Source organism: Bifidobacterium callitrichidarum (genome assembly GCF_003129905.1).
Classification (GTDB): domain Bacteria; phylum Actinomycetota; class Actinomycetes; order Actinomycetales; family Bifidobacteriaceae; genus Bifidobacterium; species Bifidobacterium callitrichidarum.
Map to the genome: position 1 here is coordinate 1 of NZ_QFFM01000036.1, position 25,655 is coordinate 25,655.

The 25,655-nt window shown below is 61.4% G+C and carries 15 protein-coding genes and 2 tRNA genes; 9 read left to right on the forward strand and 8 right to left on the reverse strand.

What is annotated here, in order from left to right; translation table 11 throughout:
• Positions 1–5 precede the first annotated feature (5 nt).
• The 3 genes from DF196_RS12205 to DF196_RS13500 all read right to left on the reverse strand — a co-directional run bounded on the left by DF196_RS12205 (position 6) and on the right by DF196_RS13500 (position 8,487).
• Complete coding sequence (locus DF196_RS12205) at positions 6–3,734, reverse strand: SpaA isopeptide-forming pilin-related protein (protein ID WP_109058081.1); 3,729 nt, start codon at positions 3,732–3,734, stop codon at positions 6–8.
• Positions 3,735–4,513: 779 nt separating this feature from the next.
• A complete protein-coding gene (gene ileS / locus DF196_RS12210) occupies positions 4,514–7,861 on the reverse strand; it encodes a mupirocin-resistant isoleucine--tRNA ligase (RefSeq protein ID WP_146194763.1) in 3,348 nt (1,115 codons plus the stop codon).
• Between the two features lie 558 nt (positions 7,862–8,419).
• Positions 8,420–8,487: transfer RNA gene (locus DF196_RS13500), tRNA-Arg, on the reverse strand.
• Between the two features lie 237 nt (positions 8,488–8,724).
• On the opposite strand from DF196_RS13500, the gene DF196_RS12220 reads away from it, so the two are divergent.
• The 4 genes from DF196_RS12220 (at position 8,725) to DF196_RS12235 (ending at position 10,732) form a co-directional block, all read left to right on the forward strand.
• Positions 8,725–9,327 (forward strand): hypothetical protein, encoded by a 603-nt coding sequence (locus DF196_RS12220; RefSeq protein WP_109058083.1) that lies wholly within the window; start codon positions 8,725–8,727, stop codon positions 9,325–9,327.
• A gap of 99 nt (positions 9,328–9,426) precedes the next feature.
• On the forward strand, positions 9,427–9,762 hold the full coding sequence (locus DF196_RS12225) for a helix-turn-helix domain-containing protein (RefSeq protein WP_109058084.1): 336 nt from the start codon (positions 9,427–9,429) through the stop codon (positions 9,760–9,762).
• The gene (locus DF196_RS12230) at positions 9,759–10,211 is read left to right on the forward strand and encodes a hypothetical protein (RefSeq protein WP_109058085.1); all 453 of its coding nucleotides are present in this window, start codon (positions 9,759–9,761) and stop codon (positions 10,209–10,211) included. The genes DF196_RS12225 and DF196_RS12230 overlap by 4 nt, the downstream gene beginning before the upstream one ends.
• A gap of 44 nt (positions 10,212–10,255) precedes the next feature.
• Entirely contained in the window at positions 10,256–10,732 is a 477-nt protein-coding gene (locus DF196_RS12235; RefSeq protein WP_146194764.1) for a hypothetical protein, read from the forward strand.
• Between the two features lie 485 nt (positions 10,733–11,217).
• On the opposite strand, the gene DF196_RS12240 is transcribed toward DF196_RS12235, so the two are convergent.
• From DF196_RS12240 to DF196_RS12250, 3 genes are all read right to left on the reverse strand, one after another.
• Entirely contained in the window at positions 11,218–12,462 is a 1,245-nt protein-coding gene (locus tag DF196_RS12240) for a tyrosine-type recombinase/integrase (RefSeq protein WP_241519716.1), read from the reverse strand.
• Positions 12,463–12,464: 2 nt separating this feature from the next.
• On the reverse strand, positions 12,465–13,682 hold the full coding sequence (locus DF196_RS12245; RefSeq protein WP_109058088.1) for a tyrosine-type recombinase/integrase: 1,218 nt from the start codon (positions 13,680–13,682) through the stop codon (positions 12,465–12,467).
• 163 nt (positions 13,683–13,845) lie between these two features.
• A tRNA-Arg gene (locus DF196_RS12250) sits at positions 13,846–13,919 on the reverse strand.
• Positions 13,920–14,031: 112 nt separating this feature from the next.
• Between DF196_RS12250 and DF196_RS12255 the strand changes: the two genes are divergently transcribed.
• The gene (locus DF196_RS12255; protein WP_109058089.1) at positions 14,032–15,123 is read left to right on the forward strand and encodes an ATP-binding protein; all 1,092 of its coding nucleotides are present in this window, start codon (positions 14,032–14,034) and stop codon (positions 15,121–15,123) included.
• 54 nt (positions 15,124–15,177) lie between these two features.
• On the opposite strand, the gene DF196_RS12260 is transcribed toward DF196_RS12255, so the two are convergent.
• Positions 15,178–16,047, reverse strand: coding sequence for a MurR/RpiR family transcriptional regulator (locus tag DF196_RS12260; RefSeq protein ID WP_109058090.1), 870 nt, complete (start codon positions 16,045–16,047; stop codon positions 15,178–15,180).
• Positions 16,048–16,212: 165 nt separating this feature from the next.
• Between DF196_RS12260 and DF196_RS12265 the strand changes: the two genes are divergently transcribed.
• Positions 16,213–18,648 (forward strand): alpha-L-arabinofuranosidase C-terminal domain-containing protein, encoded by a 2,436-nt coding sequence (locus DF196_RS12265; RefSeq protein WP_109058091.1) that lies wholly within the window; start codon positions 16,213–16,215, stop codon positions 18,646–18,648.
• A 188-nt stretch (positions 18,649–18,836) separates the two neighbouring features.
• On the opposite strand, the gene DF196_RS12270 is transcribed toward DF196_RS12265, so the two are convergent.
• Positions 18,837–20,015, reverse strand: a complete 1,179-nt coding sequence (locus tag DF196_RS12270; RefSeq protein WP_109058092.1) for an anion transporter — start codon at positions 20,013–20,015, stop codon at positions 18,837–18,839.
• Between the two features lie 563 nt (positions 20,016–20,578).
• On the opposite strand from DF196_RS12270, the gene DF196_RS12275 reads away from it, so the two are divergent.
• The 3 genes from DF196_RS12275 to DF196_RS12285 form a co-directional block, all read left to right on the forward strand.
• On the forward strand, positions 20,579–21,418 hold the full coding sequence (locus DF196_RS12275) for an ABC transporter ATP-binding protein (protein ID WP_109058093.1): 840 nt from the start codon (positions 20,579–20,581) through the stop codon (positions 21,416–21,418).
• A 1-nt stretch (position 21,419) separates the two neighbouring features.
• On the forward strand, positions 21,420–24,299 hold the full coding sequence (locus tag DF196_RS13705; protein WP_206603799.1) for an extracellular solute-binding protein: 2,880 nt from the start codon (positions 21,420–21,422) through the stop codon (positions 24,297–24,299).
• 335 nt (positions 24,300–24,634) lie between these two features.
• A partial coding sequence (locus tag DF196_RS12285) for a 2-aminoethylphosphonate--pyruvate transaminase (protein ID WP_109058094.1) occupies positions 24,635–25,655 on the forward strand: 1,021 nt, incomplete at its 3' end.

The following is a 25,655-nucleotide window of genomic DNA, read 5'->3' on the forward strand; positions in this document are numbered from 1 at the left end:
GCGGACTAGGATTTCACGCTCACCACAGGTGAGGCACCACTCCGGATTACGCGCTCATTTTCAAATGAGGCACCTCGGGCTTTAACCGCGATTGATTTGCCGTTGACTTCGATTTCATTGCCGCTGTCATCAAGAGGCCCGTAAATCTCCCACTCAGAATCATCAAGCAGTTCATCGGTATCCGTAGCAACCTTCGACCATGACACATTTGGCTGTGTGTTGGTGATGTCGTTGTTCGGAACCTCGGTCTTACCATCCGACGTGTAGATCTGAACCTTCTCATCGGAGTTGGCATCCACGCTGAAGAAACGGTAGGAGGTGCCGTCTGCCGGCATCCAGTATCCATTAGGCGAGGTCTTTTCTACCAGCTTGTAGGTAGCCTTGGGCTTGTCAACCGTGATGTTGAATTTGCCGGCAGTGCCGTCGGTATCAGCAAAGGCCTTATCCTTGTTATCAGCTTCGCAATTCACGGTGTCCGAATCAACGCAGTCAGTCACGTCATGCGAAATCGCACCGGCTATCGCTGAACCATCGTTATTGATTTGTGTAACTGTCCATACAGAGCCAATCAAATCCGCGCTCTTAGAATCAGCATCCACCTTGCCCCACGAAACACCTTTCAGCCCCGTGTTGGATATTTCCTTATCGACGGAAGTGGTGCCATCATCATTAGACCACTGCGCTTGAGCATTGTTCACAGTAAACGTGTACGTCTTCTTGTTGCCGTTAGTATCCAGGTCCGGCGTATATCCCGTAGGAGCCGACGTTTCGACCAACGCATATGTACCATTGCTCAAATTGTTTATGTCGAATCCACCGGCGTCAGGGTTGTTGTCGACGCCGAGATAGCTGTCGCCACCCTGGTTGTCGATGATGCGCATCGAATTGGTGACGGTCCACTGGTTAGTCGTTGAATCCTCAGAGGCCTCCTGCTTCCAGCAGGTACCGCTGTTCCATGCCTTCGTACCGGCTTCGGTGAGGTTGCCAGATGCATCAGCAGAACACATGCCAGGTTCGAAATCATCACTGAACGGGCCACCGAGCGTGCTGCTGGCAAGCGCTTTTTCCTTGGTCGCACCAGTACCAGTAGTGCTCACCGTCCACGTGGCACCACCGATCTGGTGCTTGTCCTTGGCATCCACCTTCGTCCACGAAGCCGTATACGGTGTGGAGAACTTCACGTCGCCGTTGGTGGCGAACGCGCCGCCAGAAAGTCGGGCGGAGTTACCAGTAAGCTGCACAGCAGCAGAGCTCCAAGCACCGGCCTTGGCAGACTCCCACTCCTCGTCAGTCATACCGTCGGCCTTGGTGGCCTTAAGCGCAATGCCTGTGGTGATGCCCTTGGAGCTGTCACTCGTTCGGGTCATATTGATGACATGCGTGTGAGTGTCATCCATCATCATCTTGGTGCTTGTGTTTGACCCATCGTCATAACGGCCGCCAGTTTTGGTGACGGCAAGGTTGGTGCCGCCCTTTTCCGCACCTGCATGCCAACCCGGTTTCGGGTCTGCAAAGTAATCTTGGAATCCGCTGGCCGACTTGATAGGCGTGCCATCCGCATACCAATCGACTGCAGATTTTGTGCGGTCAGTGAACCACGTATCCATCAGCTGGAAGCTGGTGCTTCCAATTTCGCCCTTCCACATTGGGTTCATGATGGCGAAGTCGGCACCGGCTTCCGTGCCATCCCCACCAGTAACAGCACCAACGATCCTGTCGTCTTTGCCGCCGGTCTCCCAAGATGTCAGCGCCGTTCCACTGAATGCCTTGTCATTGGGATACGGAGATTTATTGACAGTGTTATTTGGATCGATAGACTTGTTCACCGAGTTCTCGAACAACGCGATATTGCCGCCCTTGGATGCGGTACCGGTACCAGACGGGCACAGCCACAGACCACCACCGAAGTGTCCAGCCGTATTTTTAGTGGCCGCAGCCTTGGCTACATAGGTCACACTGTTCGATTCAGTGTAGATAGCGCCACCGAGGTAACCGGAGGTATTGTTCTCAAAGTAGCCGCCGAGAATGTATGCACGAGAGGCGTACTTCTTGGTCTCGTCGGTCTGGGTGTTGTCAACGGTGCCTTTCTGCAGGAAGATGGCACCACCTGCACCGCCGCGGTATGCGGTACCGTCACCCCCTCGTTGTTCCACACCGGCGTAGTTGTTGATGAACTTCGGCTTGGTGCCCTTGACGTCGTTCTGCACCCACAGCTCACCCTTCATGTAGATAGCACCGCCACCATCCATATAGCCCCAAGCACGGGAATAATTGCTGTCGAACGTCACGGCACCTTGAATATTCACCTTGCCACTGGACGCATAGATGGCACCACCGCCAACATCGGCATTGTTCCTCCAACAATCATCCGTGTCTCCCGTGGTAGTGTTGCACTGCTTCAAATTGCCTTTCGCATCAAGCGCGACGGTGTGAGCGTTGTCCTTGAACATGACCGACTGACCAGTAACGGGATTCGGAACGATGGCAATGGAACCACGATCCTGCGAGATCGCGCCACCGCCATTAAGAGCTTGATTACCGGTAAACGCAGCCGAAGTGATGGTGAGCGTGCCATTGTTATGGATTACGCCACCTTTGGAACCGGCCTTGTTATTCGTGAATGTGCCGCCATCCACGGTCATGGTGCCGGACGTGCTGTTCTGCATGAACACACCAGCAGCCATGTTTGAGGAGTTGCCGTCAAAGGTGCCGCCATGCACGGTGATGGTGCCGGCGTCGCTGTACGCCACACCGCCACGCCAACCCTTGTTGTTCTTGAATTCACCGCTATTGATGATCAGGGAGCCACTGTTCTGGTAATACACGCCGCCCTTTTGCCCGTCTTCTTCATTTGCGGTGTTGTTGGAGAACGTGGCGTTGTTAATCGTGGTAGAACCAGAGAACTGATAGAACACACCGCCATTGGCAGCGCTGTTATTACTGAACGAACCACCTTTAATAGTGAGCGTGCCACCATCGTTGACCGCAACCGATCCACCGTTGTCGCTACGCACATGATTATTACCTTTATCATCTTTTTCGTATGTCAACGGGGTTTTGATGCTGTCGAACGTGCCATTGTTGATGACGAGCGCGCCGGTCTTGCCTGCCGCATCCTCATTCACGAGGGCGAGCCAACGCTGGGCGTTCTTGTAGGAGAAGCTGGCGTCGCTGGCATCCTGGCCGATGGTGAGGGTGTGGCCGCCGTTGACGATGAAGATTGCGCCACCGGTGGAGGAAGTCAAGGCCGGGTCTACGCCGGTGGCCGCGGTGAGTGTGATGTCGCCGGCGATGGTGGCCTGGGCATCTGCAGACACCGTGATGGTCTTGGTGATGGTGACGAGGCCGGACTGGCCGCTGGTCACGCAGTCTACAAGGGCTGTCCAGCCCTGCACATCTTGGCAGTTGGCGATGGGAGCGACCGCCTGAGGAGAAACAGGAACGTTGTTGGTGTCGCCGTTCGCATTGGCGTCATCGGATGCGTTGCCGTCCGTGTTGTCCGTGCCGGTCGTATTGGAGTCGGTACTATCAGTGCCACCATCGGGAACATCCGAGACCTCGCCGTCGGCTTGGTCGGCCCAGGTGCCGGTGCTGCTGGAATCGTTGGAGTTGGTGCCGGGGAGGGTGAAGTCGTCGGCTAGGGCGGAACCGGCGTAGGTGAGGCCCAGGGCGGCGGCGGTCAGTACGCCTACGAGTTTGATCCAGCGCTTGTTGGGCTTGTTGTTGCGCTTCATTGGTTGCGTCCTTCCATGGCTGCGGCCTTGGTCGTCGTGCTGTTCATGTCTGTCTTGGATGTGCGGGTGGGTACGTTGCTATATCGACGTTCGGGTGGTTTCGCCGGTGTCATGGAGCGGAACCAGCGCTCGGGGACGCAACGGCTCCTTGCGCGCGAAACGTCATGTCCGGTGATTCGCGGGATACAAGTCGGACTGGTGTTCGCTGCTATTGCGAATCCGGAAATTCGATCTGCAATTGCCGTGGTGTCCTGATGAAGGGGTGTGGTGAGGGTGGTTGGTGCGCTTATGGAAGCATCCGATAGGACCATCGGCATGTTTCGGCTTCCTCCCGCCTTTTTGTCACGCGCTAGCACCACAGCGCTCATCCGTGAGCGCTCACAATCGCGGGCGCACTTCGTTCTCTACTAGGTTCTTATACCCCCCTTAAGGAGGGTTTGTCAAAGAAGAATGCGTGTTTGCAATGAATATGCAGGGCGTTTGTGCAAGTGGGATTTTGTTAGGGGAATTGACTATTTGGTGGGATTTGTCGGGTGGGAGTGGGGATGGGGATGAGCTCCCCTCAGTCAGCTTCGCTGACAGCTCGCCTCAGAGAGGGGAGCCTTGGGCTGCGCCCGCTTTTTCTTGCGGCTTTGCCGCGGGTCTCTCCCCCAGTCGGCTTTGCCGACAGCCCCCTCGTCAGAGGGGGCCAAGGGACGTACAGATACGAAAAGTGGGTTGAGCCGATTGGTTCAACCCACTTTTCGTGTAGCTTTCGTTAGCGATTAGAACAATCGCAATCAGGCCTTGGCGACCTCGACGGACAGCTCCTTGGCGTCCGCGTCGGCCTTGATGTCGAGCGACGTGGCGAGCGTTTCGTGAGCGATGAGGTCACGGAACTGCTCGGCCTTCGGTGCGTCGGCGGCCGGCACGGTCAGCGTCAGGGCGATGCGGTCGGCGATATCGAGACCGGCGTCCTTACGGGCGTCCTGCACGGCGCGGATGGCGTCGCGGGCGTAACCCTCGGCCACCAGATCGTCAGTCAGCGCGGTGTCCAGGATCACGAAGCCACCGGTCGGCAGGGCGGCAGAGACGGAGGCCGCAGCCTCGGCGGCGTTCTCCTCCTCCACGCGGTTGATGAGCTCGTACTCGCCCTCCACCAGCGCAACCTCGCCGTTCGGGGTCTCGACCACCGGGGCGCCGGAGGCGTCCACATGCCAGGCACCGGTCTTGGAGGCCTTGATGGCGAACTGCACCTGCTTGCCCAGGCGCGGACCCGCGGCACGGGCGTTCACCTTGAGCTGGTGCACGATCTTCAAGCCCTGGGAACCGGCGTCCTCCATGGTGCAGAACTCGATGTCCTTGACGTTGAGCTCGGACTTCAGCACGTCGGCGTAGGCGCGCACGTCGTCCACGTCCTCGACCACCACGGTGAGCTTGGCGAGCGGCTGGCGCACGCGGATCTGCTCGGCCTTGCGCAGGGAGAGGGTGCCGGAGACGACCTCACGGACCTTCTCCATAGCCTCGACCAGCTTCGGATCGTCCACGAGCACGCGGCCCAGCTCGGTGGTCTCACCGGTCTCTTCGGAGACCACGAACGGCCAGTCGGCCAGGTGCACGGACTCGCCGCCGGTCAGGCCACGCCACACGGACTCGGCTTCCATCGGAGCCAAAGGAGCCAGCACGCGCATGAACACTTCAAGCACGGTGTACAGGGTGTTGAAGGCGTTGGCGTCCTCGTTCCAGAAGCGGTCGCGGGTGTTGCGGATGTACCAGTTGGTGAGCACGTCGATGAAGTCGGACGCGGCGTCGCAGGCGTCGGAGATGGCGAAGTCGTTGAGCGACTGCTCCACCTTCTCCACCAGACGGCGGGTGCGGGCCAGCAGGTAGCGGTCCATCTCGGGCAGGCCGGCCACCTCGTCCGCACGCAGGTGACGGGCATCGAAACCGGCACCCTTATTCGCCGCGTTGGCGTACAGCGTGAAGAAGTAGTAGGAGCTCCACACCGGCAGCATGACCTGGCGGACCGTGTCGCGGATGCCCTCGGCGGTGACGATGAGGTTGCCGCCGCGCAGGATCGGCGAGCTCATGAGGAACCAGCGCATGGCGTCGGAACCGTACTTGTCAAACACGCCGTTCACATCCGGGTAGTTGCGCAAATGCTTGGACATCTTCTGGCCATCGGAACCGAGCACGATGCCGTGGCAGATCACGTTCTTGAACGCCGGGCGGTCGAACAGGGCGGTGGCCATGACGTGCAGCAGGTAGAACCAGCCACGGGTCTGGCCGATGTACTCCACGATGTAATCGGCCGGGAAGTGCTGCTCGAACTTCTCCTTGTTCTCGAACGGGTAGTGGAACTGCGCGAAGGACATGGAGCCGGACTCGAACCAGCAGTCGAGCACGTCGGGGATGCGGCGCATCGTGGACTTGCCGGTCGGGTCGTCCGGGTTCGGGCGGGTCAGGTTGTCGATCCACGGACGGTGCATGTTGACGTTGCCGTCCTTGTCGCGCGGATAGTCGCCGAAGTCGTTCTTCAGCTCCTCGAGCGAGCCGTACACGTCCACGCGCGGGTACTTCGGGTCGTCGGACACCCACACCGGGATCGGGGAGCCCCAGAAGCGGTTGCGGGAGATGGACCAGTCGCGGGCATTGGCGAGCCACTTGCCGAACTGGCCGTCCTTCACGTTCTCCGGGATCCAGTTGATCTGCTGGTTGAGCTCCAGCAGACGCGGCTTGATCTTGGTCACGGAAACGAACCAGGAGGAGACCGGCTTGTAGATCAGCGGGGTGGCGCAGCGCCAGCAGTGCGGGTAGGAGTGGACGTAGCTCTTCTCCTGGAAGAGGATGGCGCGCTTGTCCTCGTCGATCTGGGCGAGCGGGCCGTCGCCGGCACGCAGGTTACGCAGAATCGGCAGGTTGGCGTCGAACACGAACATGCCCTCGTACTCCGGGCACTGCGAGGTGAAGCGGCAGCCGGCGTCGAGCACGTCGGTGCTCTTGATGCCCTTGGCGTTGAGCGTGTTCATATCGTCCTCGCCGTAGGGGGCCTGGTGGACCAGACCGGTACCTTCGACGGTGTCGACGTAGTCGGCGGTGAAGATGGTGTAGCCGTTCGGACCGGGCACGTTGCCCTCGGTCTCGGCCTTCTCGCCCGCGAAGTACGGGAAGACGGGCCAGTAGCGGCGACCGGCCAGCTCGGAGCCCTTGAGCTCGCGCACGACCTCGTAGTTTTCGCCGAGTTCCTTGGTGTAATGCGGCAGCAGGTCCTTGCCGAGGTAGAACTTCTTGCCGGCGAACTTGCCCTCGGTGGGCTGGACCTCGACGTAGTCGATGTCCGCGCCGACCACGATGGCGAAGTTGGTGGGCACGGTCCACGGCGTGGTGGTCCAGAAGACGGCGTAGGCGTCCTCGTCGCGCAGCTTGACGGCCACGGAGACGGTGGTGTCCTGACGATCCTGGTACACGTCGGCGTCCATGCGCAGCTCGTGGGCGGACAGCGGCGTACGGTCCTTCGGGCAGTACGGCAGCACGCGGTAGCCCTGGTAGGCCAGACCCTTGTCGTAGAGCTGCTTGAAGGCCCACATCACGGACTCCATGTACGGGATGTTCAGGGTCTTGTAGCCGTGCTCGAAGTCCACCCAACGGGCCTGACGGTGCACGTAGTCCTGCCATTCGTGCGTGTACTTGAGCACGGAGGCGCGGCAGGCGTCGTTGAACTTGTCGATGCCCATCTTCTCGATCTGGTCGACCGAGTCGATGCCGAGCTCCTTCTGGGCCTCAAGCTCGGCGGGCAGGCCGTGGGTGTCCCAGCCGAAGACGCGGTTGACCTTGCGGCCCTTCATGGTCTGGTAGCGCGGGATCACGTCCTTGGCGTAGCCGGTCAGCAGGTGGCCGTAGTGCGGCAGGCCGTTGGCGAAGGGCGGACCGTCGAAGAACACGAACTCGTTCTGGCTGTGGTCGCCGGAGGGGTTGCGCTCCACGGACTTCTGGAAGGTGTCGTCCTTGTCCCAGTAGTCCAGGACGGTCTCCTCCATGTGGGGGAAGCTGGGGTTCGGCGCCACGTGCGCGGTTTCGCCGCCCTCGTTCGCCTTGGGATATACGTTTTCGCTCACCGTAGATCTCCTCAATGGTTCTGTGTGGTCCATCAGGGGCGATTGGTGACGTTCGGTGCGATTGGCCGGTCCGACCGTTCGTGTGCGCGTGCGGTCCGCCGGCAACCTCGCCGATTGCCCTCGTAGCCGGAACCTTATGTTCCGTCCGGGGCGACCGTCGTGTCGTCGCTCCTGCTACGAGGACGATGCCGGACGATTCGTTCGCCCGCCACCGCGGTACCACCTCGCTTGCCGCCTCCCGTCCGGGTTGCCCCGGTCAGGCGCGACCGCTTGCGTTCGGCTGTCTCGGGCCGATCCCGTCGGTTCTACTGGGCGATTCCCTGGGATTCCTTGAGATTCATGAGACTCAGGAAAGCCGCCGTTCTTCCGAAGGCTCCCCGCTGATAACGGATCATCGCCCTACAACGAGGCACATCGTAGCACGGGCGCGGGCCAAATCCGACAGAGCGACCGGATCGTCATCCATCGGACCGGATTGGACAGGAAAGGCGAAGTCTCAATCGCATTCGTCATGGAGCGGCATTGCACACGACTGGCGCACAGGAGAGATACCGAAGCCCTTGGAAGCGAGTGTTTCCAAGGGCTTTCGAGTGACCCCGGCCGGGCTCGAACCGGCGACCTACAGATTAGAAGTTTCTGCCTTTTTCATCCGTAATGCCTTATTTTACAACGGGTTTCGGCTAGAGCTGCAACCGCTTGCACCCTCCGTGCACCTCTACGCTTCAAAATATTCATTACGCATAGTCTCGAACTGAGGACTACAGCAGAAAAACCGGGGTAGTCTAGGCGGCATGGAAACCATGCACGAGATCACGCCGAGCGATACACGCCGTATCGCTCACGCCGTCGTGCTGTGAAACGGCGGGACGGCCCACGGTTCACATTGTCGTGATCTCGTGGCGCAACTGTCCAAGGTGCTGCAATCCGTCGAGGTTGCCCCCGCCGACACTGCCACAGGAAAGATCACCCCCGGCCGCGCGGGTGCCTTGTTCACTGCCTCGGTGACAGGACTTGACGACATGGCCCGCCGTTGCGCGCTGTTCGTCGGCATGGCTAACGGTTCCATCTCCGTTACCGCCGCCGCTGAACTTGTGCTTGACGACGATTTACAGCTAACGGCAGAGGAAACCGCCGAACTGTTCAACCTGTGGAAGCTGGAAGTAAGGCAAACGCCCGCCCCGGCCGAAACTGTCCGCCAGTGGGCGCGTATGCACGCCTTAGCGGCGCTTGCCCAGTACGCCATGGAATACACCGCCGCTGGGTTGCTTGAACTCCGCGCCGACTGTCTGCGCATACTGTCCGATAGCCGGGCGCATGTGGCCCCCGCCGCGTCCGTCTTGGCTGCCCTTATGCTGCTCGCTGCGGTGCTGCAACAGCTCGCCGCGCTGCAATTCCCCGATACCGGGCTACCTCCTGACATTGTCCCCATTGTGTCTCTTCTGGTTATCGCGGCCATACTCGCGCCGCGTGCCCCTCAGTATCACCCCTCAATGGCGTGAATCTTGGGGGATAGTGTCGGACGTGCCCGCGTATCGGCCTTAAGGGCATGACTCTATGACGTTCTGACGCTCCCCCGCATACTTGAGGGAGTAAAAACCATGTCTAAGCAAGTCCCCGGCGTGCCCGCCTTGCTTGTGAATCGAACCAACGCCGCCGCAATGCTCGGCGTGGAAGCCGTGACCGTGGATAGGTGGACGGCTACCGGCGCGTTGCCTGTGGTCAAGGTGCCCGGTACAGGTAAAGCCGGGCGGCCCCGGAATATGTACGCCGTGGCTGATCTCAAGCGCTTTATCGAAGCACACACAACCACGATGCAGCATCCCAGCTCCGCCCCGATACCTCGCCCGTGCCGACGCGCCGCGTCTTCTGCCGCTGATCTGCAACACAGCAGCGCCGCCGCGATTCTCTCCATGGGAAAGGCGGGCGAGCGATGACTAAGCGCAGTGCGATAGATCACAAGACCGGGCAGCTAAGGAATTACGCGGTAAAAGAGCTGTATTTGTATATCGCCCGGCAAGTCAAGGGCACAAAAGGTTATCAGCAATTCGACTATGCAAGGTTGGCGCACCTCGTGGGGTTGCCGTGGCATTTTGATTTGACCAGCGGGCGCAATGCTCCCGTGATCGTGCAATTGCGGGCGGGACTCGAACGCTTGGAGCGCGAACGGTGGATATTGGTGAAGCCCCACACCTATAACACGGTGCTCGTGCTGCTGACCGCTAATCCCGCGAAGCTAGCGCGCAAGTATGGCGAAAACCACATAGACCGCTGCTTGGGCTTCTTGCCCGAACAACAGAAACGCGAATGCCCCAGCCGCGAATATGAGTCAGCCTGTGCCCTTGAGACAAGCGAGCGGAACTCACGGCATGTGCAAGTGCGATAGTGGCGGGAGGTGCTGTTATGGCGAACCTCCCTAGCCTCGGGCGCATGATAGATAGCCTCATGCCGTTCTATCCGCCCAAGGTGGTAACGCTCAAAGACTGGCTCGTGCTGCATTACATGGCCGATCATGTGAAAACGTCCGGCGACATGTGGACTGTCTATCGCTTCTTCGGGAGCCGTGACAAGTGGGCACGCAACATGTACCCTGACACGGCCCCGGCCAACGCTGTGCGCTACATCGGCAAGTCGTTACGGCATCTTGCCGCGGCCGGACTGATAGAGCAAACGCAAGACGCCGGGCGTGGCAGAACGGCGGAATACAAACTATTGATAGCCGAACGCTACAAGGAACGCCGCCATGTTGTCGCACTGCTGCAAGAAACGTCCCGAGTTCACTACGAACTAGGCATAGAGATAGCCAAGCAATGCCGGGACGGATTCACGCCTCGAAAAGGCCTTGAACCGGTTGCCTTGCCTCAGTGCCTAATCGCGGTGGATAACCCCGACTGGGAGTGTGGATAATCCACGTCGGGGCAACGTCTCACGGGATAACAGACATACACCAAACGGGATAATAAAAATCCCTATGGTGTATGTCTGTTATACACAATGGTGTATGTTCAATATCCCTAATGGTGTATGTCAGATATACACCCTAGTAAGAGATAGTTAGAGAGAGTAAGAGTTAGTTAGAACGTAGTGAGAGGAATCGGCGCGGCGGGCCGCCCGTTTTTTTAAAACGCTCTCCCCCGAAAAGACCCCGCGCATAGTTTTTCTTACTCTCGAACTTCAGAAAAAAAATTTTGATAATCATTATCAAAAACGGCTGTTTCTGGACATGACGGCGGTCGGCCATACTCCCCGCCGCCTCACCTCCCGCGGCATTCGCCCCATATTAGATATTGATAATCATTTTTAATTGTTGTAGAGCGCGGCCGTCTTCGGTATATGGCGGGCCGATCTCTATGCGCTGTGTCGTAAGATCGGCCCGCCGTGTGGCGTGGTGCCTATCGGGTTATCTTGCTTGTGTATTCGGACGCCAGCATACCGGCAAGGCCGCAGAGCGTGGGCACGTCAAAATTGATAGTGCCGCGTATCTGCCCTAAGTGGTTGGGCACGAGATCGATCATGCCGACCTTGCTGAGTCTGCGGGCCGCCGCCCGCACCACGCTTGAGCGCCGCGCGTATCCGATGGCCCGCACCCTGTGCAGCTCTGCGAACCACTCCGCCGAGATATCGAACTCACGCGCCCCGCCCGCTCGGTGCTCGGCAAGGTAGAGCGTGAGCATAAGCGCCATGCGCACGGCCTCGGGCGTGGTCTGCGCCGTCTCACGGCCGTTCTTGCCCTCATACGGGTAACGGATATCGCCGTTGCTCCGTCGCGGCGGCGCGGGGCTGTCTTGGCGGCTGGGCGGTTCCATGCGCACCTTGTCGCCTTGCATGGCCGCCGCATTCACCAGCGAACACAAGGCATACTCAGGCAATGCCACGTAATGCTCCGTGGTCTTGGTGCTCGCGTGCCCGAGCGCGCGGGCCACGCCCAGCATGTCATGAGACTGCGCATAGGCCACGGTGGCGAAGCGATGGCGCAATTTGTGCGCGCTCCACCCTTCGGGCAGCAGCCGAGAAATGTGTTTGCCCACGTAACCGTCGGCCACATGGCCGCCATATCGGCCGGGGAACACGTAGCCGTCCGCCGCTCTGAGACGCCGTGCCAGATCGTCACGGATAGGCAATATGCGTTGCTTGTCGCCTTTGCCGTTGACCATGAGCGCCCAGCCGTTCTCACTCGGGATAACATCGTTGCTGTGCACGCATGCTATCTCGCCGCGCCTTAGCCCATATTCGGCCGCCAGCGCCAGCATGAGCCGTTCAGGTTCCGTGGCCTTGCCCAGCGCCTCGGTTATGTACTCCTCGGGGCATGGCCTCGGGTGCGGGCGCGGCATCTTCATTTTCGGTATGGCTGCCGCCAGATCGTCGCCGCGTATCCCCTCCCGATAACACCATGAGAAGAACGTGACCAAGGCACTACGCAGATTGCGGCGCGTCTCTTGCGCCTTGGCCGCCGCCAGCACCTCCACTATCTGCGCCGCCGTGACCTGTTCGGGCGGCGTGCCCGTAATACGCGCGAAACGACATAGCTGGATGCGCCGTGTGTTTAACGTGCTGTCCGCCATGCCCTGCGCCTTCTCATACTCCAGAAAGCCGTTCACGGCTTCACGCCACACCTCGGGTATCGGCTGAGATTTCATGCTCACAGAGACTCACCGCCCTTCACTCGCACGGCTACGGCCGGAGCAGAACCAACGCCGAGACCTGCCGCCATCGCGTCCATACGTGCCACAAGCCTCAAGTCGTCCTCTTCGGCCGCATGCTGGTAGATCAACGCCGCCCGCATGCTGCTATGCCCCATGCGCCGCATAAGTTCCTTGGTAGTGGCCCCGGCCTTGGCCGCCAACGTCGCGCCAGTATGCCTTAGATCGTGAAAACGCATATCGGGACGCCCGGCGATTACACGCGCACGCCGAAACATCTTGCCTACGGTGCTGCTAGTCATGGGGGTACCGTTGCGCGTGCCGAACACATACGCCGCATTGTCGGCCCCGGTGAACTTCTCCATGTGTGCCGTAAGCAAGTCCGTGAGATGGGCCGGCAAATACACCACGCGACGGCCCGCGTCGGTCTTGGGCAATGCCTCCTCGTACAGCTTGCCGCCCAACCGGTATGCCTGTTTATCGACGTTCAGCCGGTAGCAGATCACTCCGGAACCATCGACAACAAGCACCGCGTCGGCACGCCGCAAGCCCGCAAGCTCGCCAAAGCGCAAGCCTGACCACGCTGCCACATGGATAAGCGCCCGGTAACGCTCCGGCATGTTCGCCGCTATCGTGTCTAGTTCCTCAAGGGTGGCTGGCTTGCGCTCCGTCGCCTTGACGCGGGCCGCCCCCTTGATGACGCAAGGGTTATGCCGTATCACTTCGTCGCGCACGCCCTCGGCCATGATCGTATGCAACAGCCTGTAAGCCTGAGACGCGCGCGTTTTGCCCGTGCTGCGCTTATTCGGCATTTTCCCAGCCTTGGCCCGAGCCTCGAACATCTCCGCGATCTTGGCCCACCACTGCTTAACCACGAGTGGCGTTATATCATTCATCGGCAGCGCTCCCAGCAAGGGCAACAACAATTGATCGAGTAGTTCCGCATACATGCGTGCGGTTCCGGGCGCTAGGTTATCTTTATGCCCCTTGAGCCACGTCAGCGCGTACACCCTGAACGTCTGACCGGCTAAACGCGGGTCTACCCACTCATTGCGGTTAATTGACGTTCGCACATCGCTAAGCCATGTGTCGGCGTCCGCCTTGCTGCCGAACGTATCGGGCGCGTTGAATCGCTCGCCGTTCATCATGTAGGAAGCCTGATAGCGTCCCGAACGCATCTTCACGACTTTTCCGAAACTCCGTCTTTTCTGCGGCATGTGTTCACCTCCGGCGTGTCGCGGGGCTTAGGGTGCTGAATAAGCCTTTGCACCCTCCGTGCACCCTAAGCCCTGTCGATTTTGGTTAATTTGAGATGAAAACAAGCAGAAAACGCAAATAGAAAAACCCTCGAAATCGGCATGATTCCAAGGGTTTCACTAGTGACCCCGGCCGGACTCGAACCGGCGACCAAATGATTAGAAGTCAGTTGCTCTATCCAGCTGAGCTACGGGGCCAAACCTGCCCCAGTCTACCCATAGGGGTGTAGAAACGTCCGGACGAAACGGATACGCGCATTTGCGCGGTGTTGCGCGTGTCCGCAACACAAGGGTACGTACCATCGAGAGCATGGGGACGAAGTCGCATATTCCGAATCAGCAGCCGGCGAATCAGGACGTACCGGATCAGGCCACGTCGGAGCCGACGGATTCGTTGCAGTCCATGCTGCTTTCGGACCAGTGCCCGTTCGTGACCAAGGTCATCGTGTTCGACGGCGACGCCAAAACCACCATCCGCGAGCGCCGCACGTTCACCGGTTCGCTGCTCAAGCAGCTCGACGAGGCGGGTGCGACGCTCAACCGGGCGAACGGGGACGGGCGATTCCCCGCCGTCGCGGTGCGTGAGGCGTTGGTGAACGCGCTGGAACACCGCGATTACGGCTATTCGGGCCCCACGATCGTCAACGTGTTCGACTCGCGGCTGGAGATCATCTCGCTCGGCGGTCTTGCGGCGGGGCTGGAGATCAACGACCTGCTCAACGGGGTCAGCCAGCCGCGCTATCCCGCGCTGGCCGAGCGGCTGGCGAACCTTGGCCTGTGTGAGGATTGCGGCGCCGGCGTGCAACGCATCATGGACGCCTATGCAGACCAGCCGGTCAGCCCGCAGCTGCGCGTCGGACCGACGTCGGTGGCGCTGGTGCTGCCGTCGCTGGTTCCTGCGGGCTCCGGGCCATCGCCGGACGGGCAGCGCACGAACAGAACCGCCGTCGAGCGGCAGGACGCGCCGGCCGAGGGTGACACAAGCGACACCCATACCAACGTGCTCCGCTTCCCCACCATCCAGCGCATGACCGATCAGGCGTCCGAGGCGCTGACGGGCGCACGGGTCATCGGATGCGCGCCGATGCAGATCCTGGTACTGGGCCGCGGATTCGATACGGAGCTGCTTGGCATGGCCGCGGAAGCCACGGATACCGGTGAATCGCAGTCGGCTTTGGACGTGAAGCTGATGGACCAGTCGAACGAGGCGCTGGAACAGGCCACGTTGAACCTGATATCCGGCAGCGGCGTGCCGATGAGCCGACAGTCCATCCAGAACCAGATGCAGCTCAGCAAGGACAAGGCCAATCTGATTCTGCGGCGGCTGGTGCATGACGGCAAGGTCGTCAGGAGCGGCAAATCACGGGCCACCACGTATTCGGCCGCAGAGGCGGGGCAGTAAGCCGGTCTTCTTCCCCCGGCTCGGCGGCCGGCCGCTCAGTGCGCGATCTCGGCCTCAGCCTTCGAAGACGCGGTCTCGGATCATGCGGCCGGATTCGTCCAGCGCGGTGGAGAACCGGCCGTAATCGGAGAGGATCACGCCCATGTACAGCATGTCCACGAGCGCGGTATCGGCCACGCGCGAGAAGATCGCATTGCCGTAGATGGTATGCGAGTCGCGCCCGGTCAGCAGCACTACATCAGCCCAGCCGGCCAAGGGAGCGCCCACGGCGTTGGTGATCGCGATGGTTTTGACCCCACGCGACTTCGCCAACCGCAGCGCCTTGACCGTATCGGCCGAGCTGCCGGAGTGGGAGAACGCGATGGCCACGTCGCCATGGGTGAGGTGGCCGGCACCGATCTGCTGCAGGTAGGCATCGGTATTGAGACGGCACGCCAGTCCCAGATACTCAAGCTTGGTGAACAGATCCATGGCCGGCGTCAGGGAGTTCTCCACGCCGAAAATGTCGATGAAACGCGCTTCGGCGATCAGCGAGATCGCCTTGCGGTAGGCCTTGCCGTCCAGCGCGCTGTACAGCTCGTCGATGAGCGACTTCGCGCTGTCCACGGCCTTGGCGGGGATGTCATCCGCGCTGTCCCACGGGTTCAGGTCGAATCCGGCCAGCGGATTGAACGCCACCTTGTGCTCGGCGTCCGGGTGACGCAGCACGTAACGCAGTTCACGATAGCCGCCGAAGCCAAGCTTGCGGGCGAAGCGGATCACCGTGGGCTGGCTTACGTGCGTGATCTCCGCCATCTGGCCCACGGTCAGGTCGGCAGCCTCCTCGATGTGGTCCCGAATGTACTGGGCCACTGAGCGCTCCGCCGGACGGAGCGACGGATACACGTGGTCGATGCGCTCACGTATTCCCACCGAGGATTGCACGGGTCAGCTCCTTGACATGCTTCGTCTTGTCATCTCTGTTTTACGAGCGTACCGGCTGCCGGCGGCGGATGCGCGGGATTGGATTGACTGCAATATGAACTGTGGGGAAACTTTCCCATTGCCGGCAGGCCCCGAGCGAGGACCGGGCGCATTAGAATTGACGCCATGGTGCGGATCAGCGTGGGTGCGCCCACCCATCACACAAGCGGCAGACTTTACGGCGTGTTCTTCGAGGACATCAACCACAGCGCGGACGGCGGTCTGAACGCCAACATGGTGAACAACTACAGTTTCGACGGCGTCTACCTCGACCATCACACCTGGAGGCTCGCCGGCGCGGACCGGTGGCGCACGCAGGCCGATCCCTTGCGGTTCTGGCGGTTCTCCGGGTGCTCGGCCATCAGCTGCGGCACCGAAATCCGGGGCGCCCATGGCCAGATCGTGGACACGTCCATGTCCTGCCCCGCTCCCCCGATCCACGCGCACAGCCGATACGCGCGCGTCATCGTCGGCGACGCGACCGGCGGCGATAATGCGATGTCCGGCGACAACGTTCGCACAGCCGACAATACTGCTGCTGCACCGGCTTCCAGCGCCGCGTTCATCGAAAACCTCGGGTACAACGGCGGCGGCATGAACGGCGAGGAGCCGGCGTTCTCCATCGTGGACGGGCATGTGTACGACGTGAGCCTGTGCGTCCGGCCGGTGTCCGAAGCAGCCGGACTGTCCGTCGCGGTGGTCGACCGGTCCGGCCGGCCGCTTACCGATGCCGTTCGGTTTACGCTCGATGGCTTGGACGGTGCCGTTGCCGCGGACGACGCCACCGTCACCGCCCTTGCTGACGGATGGTGGCGCGTCACGGGACAGGTCCATGGTCTGGCGACCGATTACGGCAAGCTGCGCATCGGTATCGGCGGCGGCGATGCGGCGGACAACGTTCGCATCAATGATGCAGCTGCCGATGGCACGGGCGGTCGTGACGATGCCGCGACCGCCGCATCCCCCATTGTCTTTGACTTGGACCTGGTGCAGGTCATGGACGCGGATTACTGGGGCGCGGGCGACCCGAAGTGGCGGTATGGCAAGCTCAGGCGCGACCTGGTGGAGGCCATCGGGGACCTGCATCCGGCGTTCATGCGTTTTCCGGGCGGTTGCATCGTGGAGGGCGTGACGCCCGGCAACGAATACCGGTGGAAGGATACGGTGGGCGCGCTGCAGGCACGCAGGGCGCAGTATTCGATGTGGTCGTTCAAGATGCCGGACGGGTCAAGCTACTGCCAGAGCTATCAGATCGGCTTCTACGAGTACTTCTGCCTGTGCGAGGATCTGGGCGCGAAACCCCTGCCCACGCTGTTCGCCGGCATCGCATGCCAGTCGCCGGGGCGTGACCCGCGGCATATGGACATCGATTCGGCGGCGTTTCGGCAGAATGTGGTGCAGGACTATCTGGACCTCATCGAATTCGCCAACGGCGATCCCGAGACAAGCCCATGGGCCGCGGTCCGACGCGACATGGGCCATCCCGAACCGTTCGGACTGGACATGATCGGCGTGGGCAACGAGAACTTCGGCGCCGATTACGTGGCCAAGTTCGACCGTATCTCGACGGCCATCCACGAGCGCTACCCGGACATGCTATGCGTGATGAGCGCCGGCCTGTTCCCGTTCCAGCCGGCCATGAAGCGCACGTGGGACCATGCCCGCGCCATCGCCGGCAACGCGCGTGACCCCAAGCTGGGCGCGGTCGGCTCGGCTACGGGCGACGCGATTCTGGTGGACGAACACTCCTATCACTCCCCCGAATGGTTCGAGTCGCAGGCCTCGCGCTTCGACCGGTATCCGCGTTGCGGGGCCGTCGTGTACTTCGGCGAGTATTCGGCCAATGGCTACTTCGCCGGACAACCGCAGACCGAAGAGGGCGCGAACACGTGGCGTTCCGCCTTGGGCGAGGCCGCGTTCCTGACCGGATGCGAGCGCAATTCGGACGTGGTGCGCATGACCTCCTACGCGCCGCTGCTGGCGCACATCCCCGCCAAAGGCTGGGCTCAGAACCTCATCGAGTTCAATCCCGCGCATGTGAATCCCACGGTGAACTACGAGGTGGAGCGGCTGTTCGCCGCGCATCTGGGGCCCGAGACATACGACGTCGCGGTGGAGCGCGTCGATGCGGCGAAGCACCTGTACGTGAGCGTCACCGGTTCGGATGGCGGAGATGCAACCGGTGACGGCGGAGACGCAACCGGTGACGGCGGAACCGCACGCGCTTGCGCCACCGCCGCGAATATCGCCGGCAGCACCCGCACGGACGCCAACGGCACGTGCCGGTACATCAAAATCGTCAACACCGGCGGCGACGCGGTGGACGTGACGTTGGAGATCGCGCATGGACTCGCAGGCCTGACCGCGAAACACCACGGTCCGGTGCGACTGGAGGTGGAGACGCTGACCGCCGCCCCGGACGCGAAAACCGTCATCGGCTATCGCGGCGAGGCCACCGAAGTCATCGAACACACCTGCAGGACGTACACGCTGCCTTCGCCCTCGTCCCTGCTGGCCATGAAAATCCGCCCCTACGGCGTCACGCTGGTCATCTCCCGATAGGAATCAGCCTACGGCCGATGCTGGTTTTCCGCGGCCGCAGGCCGCTCTTCTACTACCCCTCAGTCGGCTTCGCCGACAGCTCCCCTGACAAGGGGAGCCAAGAAAGCTACATCATGCCTACAAATCACACCTATAAATCACAGCATGCCGCGGGAGCACGGCGTTCAGTCCAATCAAGCTAATCATTGTTACTCGATGATCCAGCTGAGGCCTACCAGGGCGATGAGGAAGAGGACGTTGACGGCGGAGTAGATGGCGAGGTAGCGGCCCTTGCGGTCCGGGTATTGGCGCACCACGTTCTTGTAGGAGATGAGCGAGGCCATCGAGGCGATGAGGGTGCCCATGCCGCCCAGATTGGTGCCGATGATGAGTTCGCGCCACTGGTCGCAGAAGCCGGAAAGCAGGATGGTGGTGGGCACGTTGCTGATCACCTGGCTGGAGGCCACCGCCACCTCGAGCGGATGGCCACCCACCAGCGAGCGCGCCAGTTCGTAGAATTCCGGCACGCGCTTCATGTTGCCGATGAAGATGAAGAACATGCAGAACGTGAGCGGCAGGCCCCAGTCCACGTAGCGGAAGACACGACGGTCGGTGAACAGGAAGGTCACCACCACGATCACGCACATGAGCCACAGCGGGATCACGTCGGACACGGCCAGCAGGCACACGCCGAACAGCAGCGTGTAGACCACGGTGCGCCAGCCGCCGTAGCCTGCGCCGTAACCGGTGATGCGGATCTCGTCGGGCTGGTGCTTGTTGCGTTCCGGCGCCAGCACGCCGGTTTCGAGATTGCCGAGGTTGCCGACCTCCTGCCGACCGAACACCACGGAAATCACCACCACGAGCAGCACGGCGGCCACGCCGGAATAGGGGGCCATGATGCCGAGGAACTCCAGTGTGGGCATGCCGGTGAGGGCCTTCAGGTACAGGTTGTGCGCGTTGCCGATCGGGGTGAGCATGCTGCCGACGTTTGCGCCGATGGTCATGAGCGTGACCACCAGGATCGTCTTATCGCCCTGACCGGCCATGATGAGCACGGCCACGGCGAACGGCACGAACGTGACGAGCGCCACGTCGTTGGTGATGAGCATCGCGGAGAAGAACGTGAGCGCCACGAGCGTGATCACGAGCCCGCGCATGGTGCTGGTCTTCTCCAGCAGGCGGGAGCCGATGATGCGGAAGACGCCGATGCGCTGGAAGCCGCACACCACGATCATCAGGCAGATGAGCTGGCTGATGGTGCTCGCGTGGATGTAACCCTTGTAATCGGCGTCCGGCGGCACGATGAAGCAGGAGATCAGGGCGAGTACCGAAGCGACAATGAGAATCGTTTCACTTTTCAGCAGCTTGATCAGCATGCGCCGCATCGATTCCTCCGAGTTTTCAAGCGTTTTTGCCGTGGTCAATAGTATCGGAACACGCCGCCGATTACGTAGCTTCGGCGTGCTGTTTTCCGACCGATTCCGCGGAAATCGGCCGAGACGCTTACTGCTTTCTGGGCTCCGCTCCCGACTTTTTGGCCGGAACGTGGGTTACGGAAGGATGAATGGCTGGCAAATTATGAATATATGCATGATTGGGTTCGGTGTCGGCCGGGGCCGACCTTCGGCCGACTTGCTTGACTCCCCTCAGCATCGCAGCCAAAACTACGCCGGCTACATGTAATTCGTGTAGTTTCACTCGCTGTTCACCATCGATTCCCCGAACTTTCCTCGATGTAAGACTCCCGTCGCCCGCCGCTGCACGACTATGGAGGTATGCGGCGTGAGGTTCAGCCGTGATAATCGAAAAACCCATAACTGAAACACATCACGATTCACAACTGAACACCGATCACGATGCCGGCGATCAGCACGGCATCACCATAACGGGCCGTCGCGCGTTCATCGCGCACGCATGGCGGCCCGGACAGAAGGCAAGTTGACGAAATATGCTCGAACTCAAGAACATCACCAAGTCGTTCGGTGACACCCACGTCCTCAACGGCATCAGCCTCACGCTCGGAGACGGCCAGATCATGTCCATCCTCGGCCCCTCCGGCGGCGGCAAGACCACGCTGCTCAACATCATCCTGGGCATCACGGACGCCACCAGCGGCCAGATCCTGTACAACGGCGAGGACCTGACCCAGGTGCCGATGGAGAAGCGCGGCTTCAACATCGTGTTCCAGGACTACGCGCTGTTCCCGAACCTGACCGCGTACGAGAACATCACCTACGGCCTGCGCAACAACCCCGGCATCTCCTCCGAGAAGGAGATCAAGGAGCTGATCTCGCTGCTCGGCCTCGAGGAGCACCTCAACAAGCGCATCGACGAGCTGTCCGGCGGCCAGAAGCAGCGCGTGGCGCTGGCCCGCACGCTGGTGATGAAGCCGAAGCTGCTGCTGCTCGACGAGCCGCTCTCCGCCCTGGACGGCGTGATCAAGGAGTCCATCAAGGCCAAGATCAAGCAGATCGTGGACCAGTACAAGCTCACCACCATCATGGTCACGCATGATCCGGAGGAGGCCTGCACGATGAGCGACCGCGTGCTCATCATCAACCACGGCAAGATCGCCCAGTACGATACGCCGGAGAACATCATCGAGCACCCGGCCTCCGACTTCGTGAAGAAGTTCATCCTGCACCAGCTCGAAGTCAAGCGCAACAACATCTACTCGCTGTTCAACGAGGCCGAGGAGGACGCGGCGAAGGCCAAGGCAGCCGAGAGCGTCGCCGCCGCCCAGTCCGAGACCGCCACCGTGCCGGCCGCCGCCGGTCAGGAGGCCTGACATGTCGGTCGAATCGATTCAGGCGGGCAAGCAGCTGCCCAACATCCGCCCGGAGATCGTCAACTACGAGCGTCGTCCCTCCAAGCCGAAGCAGACCGAGCTGTGGACGTTGCTGGCGATCGTGGCCTTCTGCTTCGCCGTGTTCCTGGTGGCGCCGATGCTGCTGGTCATCATCCGCTCGTTCACCACCGCATCCGGCTCGGCCACGCTCTCCAACTACGCCGCCGTGCTCTCGCGCCCGGAGTTCGTGCGCTCGATCACCAACTCGCTGGCCGTCTCCGCCACGTCCGCGCTGGTGGCCGTGCTGCTCGCGTTCCTGCTGGCGTACACCATCAACTGCACCAACGTGCCGGCCGGGTTCAAGAAGGCCGTGGGACTGCTCGCCCAGCTGCCGATGCTGCTGCCGACCATCACGTACGGCTTCGCCATCATCTACTCCTTCGGCAAGCAGGGCCTGATCACCAGACTCTTCGGGCACCAGCTGTTCGACATCTACGGCTTCAACGGCCTCTTGATGGGCTACGTGATCTACACGCTGCCCACCTGCTTCCTGCTCATCAACAACAGCTTCCAGTTCGTGGACAAGAAGTTCATCATCGTCTCCCACATCATGGGAGACAAGCCGCTGACCACGTTCCTCAACACGGTGCTGCGCCCGCTCATCGGCACGATGGCCGTGGCGTTCATCCAGTCGTTCTTCCTGGCGTTCACCGACTACGGCATCCCGACCTCGGTGGGCGGCGAGTACGACGTGCTGGCCATGACCCTGTTCAACCAGATGCTCGGCTCCATCCCGAACTTCAACCGCGGCGCCGTGATCGCCGTGTTCATGCTCATCCCCTCGATCATCTCCATCATCCTGATGACCGTACTGGAGCGCTTCGCCATCCGCTACAAGCAGATCAGCCAGGTGGACCTGCCCAAGGGACCGCGCCGCGACTGGCTGTGCGGCATCGCGTCCGTGGTGGTGCTGGTGTGCACGCTGTCGGTGTTCGCGGTGATCCTGCTCATCCCGTTCGTCACCGAATGGCCGTTCAACGTGGCGCCCACGTTCTCGCACATCGCGAACATGTTCACCGATTCCGAACTGACGCAGGTGTTCACCAATTCGCTGTACGTGGCCGTGATGACCGCCATCGTGGGCTGCCTGTTCGCCTACGCGGCCGGACTCGTGACCTCCCGCTCCAAGCTGCCGAACTGGGCCAAGCGTTCGGTGGACGCGATCAGCGCGATCATCAACACCGTGCCCGGCATGGTGCTCGGCATCGCCTTCCTGTTCGCCTTCTCCGGCTCCTCGCTGCAGAACACGTTCTGGATCCTCATCATCGCCAACATCATCCACTACTTCGCCACCCCGTACCAGATGATCAAGGACTCGCTGTCCAAGATGAACGCCGGCTGGGAGACCACGGCCAAGCTCATGGGCGACAACTGGATCAAGACCATCGTGCGCGTGGTGACGCCCAACGCCCTGCCCACCATCCTGCAGGTGTTCGGCTACTACTTCGTCAACGCGATGGTGACCATCTCCGCGGTGGTGTTCCTCACCGGCGCGCGCACGCAGGTGATCACCACCAAGATCTCCGCGCTGCAGCACATCGCCAAGTTCGATGACGTGTTCGTGCTCTCGCTGCTCATCCTGGTGACGAACCTGGTGGTCAAGGGCGTGATCGCCTTCGCCACGCGCGACCGGTCCGCCGAACGCGCCAAGACCGCCGCCCGCGTGACGGTCAGGACGCCGCAGCTGGCCGCCGCCCGCTCCACGGTCGCCGCCGATACGCGACTGACCGCCGCTGCACAGACCGCGCACAACGGCACGCCCGACTTCCCGCTGCCGACTTCCGGCAACCGCAAGGCCCGCAACGCCTTCACCGCCGGACTGTCCGCGGTGCTCGCCGTGCTGCTGGTCGGCTTCGGATTCGGCGCCACGGCCACGGCCAGCACCAACGGCCAGGTGGTGATCTACACCAACGCCGACGACGAGGCCGTGGTGGCCTTCCAGCACGCCCTGGACGAGAACGGCTTCAAGAACCAGTACATCATCCAGAGCTTCGGCACCTCCGAGCTCGGCGGCAAGATGCTGGCCGAAGGCAAGGCCCTCGAAGCGGATATGCTCACCATGAGCTCCTACTACGTGGACTCCGCGCAGGAGCGCAACCACATGTTCGCCGACCTGACCGACGTGCACTCCAAGCTGCTCGGCAACTCCGAAAACTCCAAGGCACCCGCATACCGCGCCCCCACCACCGCGCAGGAAGGTGCGATCATCGTGAACACCACCGCGCTCAAGGAGGACGGCGTGCCCGAGCCGAAGAGCTTCAAGGACCTGGCCGACCCGCAGTACAAGGGCCTCATCTCCGTGCCGGACATGGAGGGCTCCTCCACCGGCTGGCTGATGATCCAGGCCATCGCGGACGCCTACGGCACCGGTGAGGAGGGCCGCGCGATCCTCACGGCGATCTACCGCAACGCCGGCCCGCACCTTGAGCAGTCCGGCTCCGGGCCTTTGAAGGCCGTGCGCTCGGGCGAGGTGGCGATCGGCTTCGGCCTGCGTCACCAGGCCGTGGCGGACAAGAAGAAGGGCCTGCCCATCGACTACGTGGACCCCGAGGAGGGCAACTACTCGCTCACCGAGTCGGTGGCCGTGCTGGACAAGGGCGCCAAGACCAACCCCAAGGCGCAGAAGATGGCCGGCGTGATCATCGACAAGGGCCGCGCCGAGCTGCTCAAGACCTATCCGACGCCGCTCTATCAGGGCGAGAAGGCCCCGGCCAACGCCTCCAAGCGTTCCAAGACCTTCCCCAAGCCCCTGACCGTGGACCTGTTGCAGGAGCACCAGGACTTCTCGTCCGAGTGCAAGCGCATCGCGCAGGGTAAATAGTTCCCCCTCATTGCGCTTGGTCAGTGTGAAGTGGGTATGTGTGTTGTGCGACACGCTCAAGGCCGTTCGGCCAAGCCTACGGTCTTACAACACACATGCCCACTTCGCACTTCCCCGTTCCATCAGTTCTTGATGACCCTTAAGGCCTCTATGACGAGCTGATGGTTGTGATGTGTGTCGGGCATCACACACCCCAACCGAACACGTCAATCTCCATCACATACAGAACTACATACGACACTCCGTCTTTCTTCAACAAACTACGTAGAAGATTACAGACACTACGCAACTGATTAGAATCAGCCGCAGCAACTCCAAGAAAGGAAATCCCCACCATGGCAAACGAATACAAGCTGCTGACCCCCGGCCCGCTGACCACCACCCGCACGGTCAAGGAAGAGATGCTCTTCGACCACTGCACCTGGGACGAGGACTACCAGCAGATCACCCAGAAGATTCGCCGCCAGCTGCTTGAGCTCGCCCACGTGAACGCCGACGATTACACCGCCGTGCTCATGCAGGGCTCCGGCACCTTCGGCGTGGAGAGCGTGCTGACCTCCGTGATCGGCAAGGACGAGAAGGTGCTGCTGTGCACCAACGGCGCGTACGGCGACCGTCAGGCCAAGATCTGCGACCACGCCGGCATCGCCTACACGCAGTACGCCGAGCCGTACGACCGCATCCCGGACGCCGCCAAGGTTGAGGAATACCTCACGGCCGACCCGTCCATCACCCACGTCTCGATGATTCACTCCGAGACCACTTCCGGCCTGCTCAACGACATCCAGGCCGTGGCCGCCGTAGCCAAGGCGCACGGCTGCACGTTCATGGTGGACGCCATGAGCTCCTTCGGCGGAGTGGATATCCCGGTGGCCGACTGGGGCATCGACTTCCTGGTTTCCTCCGCCAACAAGTGCATCCAGGGCGTGCCCGGCTTCAGCTTCATCATCTGCAACAAGGCCAAGCTCGAGGCCTCCAAGGGCAAGGCCCGTTCCCTCTCCTTGGACCTGTGGGACCAGTGGAACACCCTCGAGAAGGCCAACGGCAAGTGGCGCTACACCTCCCCCACCCACGTGGTGCTCGCCTTCTCCAAGGCGCTGGACGAGATGTTCGCCGAGGGCGGCATTCCGGCCCGTTCCGCCCGTTACGCCCTGAACAACCACCTGCTCATCGCCCGCATGAAGGCGCTCGGCTTCCGTGTGTTCCTGAACGACCACCAGGGCCCAATCATCACCACCTTCCTTTACCCGGAGGGCACCGCGTTCGACTTCCATGACATGTACGAGTTCATCAAGGAGCGCGGCTACGCCATCTACCCGGGCAAGCTCACCAATGAGGACACGGTCCGCCTGGGCA